The following is a 647-nucleotide window of genomic DNA, read 5'->3' on the forward strand; positions in this document are numbered from 1 at the left end:
GACTGTAGCTGTCTTCGTGCTCTTGATTGGTTAATTGCTCAATAACAATATCTTTATTGATGTCCGCAATTAAAAAAGCCACTGGTTTCCCAGAAAATTTGACTTGCTTAATCACTTGAATCCGAATGTTGTCACCATCACGAGTGGCACAAACTTCTTCCGGATGCCCGTGTTGGGTCATCAAATCATGAATATCCATTGGCTTGAGATCTTTTGGGCCAGTCGTGACAATGGTTGTTCCGTCACTGCCCACCAGCGTTAACTTGTTGTAGATGTTGCTACTGTTGATCAACTTGCCGTCAATCTTCTCATCAAATCTACGTTTTAAGTTGATTAAACTTGCACCTAGGCCATATTCCATCGACATACCAGATGCTAAGTTTGCAAAAAAAGTTTGAACGGTTTTGTCACTCGATAAATTATCTACGTCTTCACTTGCGATAGTAAATAAGTTGTCTAGTGTGCTTGCATAGCTTTTTACTTTTAAATCCAGCTCTCTATATTGAGAGTCTTTTAATTTATTCTGTCCAAGACTTGTAACAACAATAAGTATCGCTAAATAAATAGAAACGATTATTGCGCTTATCGTTATTATCTTTTTACTGGATATTTTTTTAACAGCCTTTTTCATCGAATTTTCTTACTAT

At 36.8% G+C, this 647-nt stretch carries 1 pseudogene; it reads right to left on the reverse strand.

The annotated features are described in order from the left end of the window. Positions 1 to 631 (reverse strand): annotated as a pseudogene (locus R7Z77_RS26210) (GGDEF-domain containing protein); the annotation flags it as partial. Positions 632 to 647: the final 16 nt, after the last annotated feature.

The sequence above is a fragment of the Vibrio sp. 1401 genome (assembly GCF_033340295.1).